This window comes from Poseidonibacter ostreae (assembly GCF_009208075.1).
Classification (GTDB): Bacteria; Campylobacterota; Campylobacteria; order Campylobacterales; family Arcobacteraceae; genus Poseidonibacter; species Poseidonibacter ostreae.
In genome coordinates this window covers 1-259 of the sequence record NZ_WFKJ01000148.1, presented here as the reverse complement: position 1 = coordinate 259, position 259 = coordinate 1, and the positions used below count along the sequence as shown (strand labels likewise).

Below are 259 nucleotides of genomic sequence, written 5' to 3'. Positions count from 1 at the left end.
ATATAAGTAAAAGAATCAAGACTAAGAAAGTTTTTTCAATATCCAGATGTATAAACACATTTTTTGACGAAATAAAGCTTTAAAAAAGTGTAGAACTGCAATGTACTCTACTATTTCTTGTTTTATATCCTCAATATTGCCACTTTTACTGGCTTTTACCAGCTTTTGAAACAGTGTAATACCAATTAGATTCAACAATCGTCTAAAATTATAGGTGAGCATAATTAAAGCATTCTCTCCCGCAACCTTTGTTTTGCCA

1 protein-coding gene is annotated in these 259 nt (G+C 30.1%); it reads right to left on the bottom strand.

What is annotated here, in order from left to right; translation table 11 throughout:
- Positions 1 to 21: 21 nt before the first annotated feature.
- On the bottom strand, positions 22 to 259 hold a 238-nt coding region (locus GBG18_RS15590), incomplete at its 5' end, for a hypothetical protein (RefSeq protein WP_226898719.1).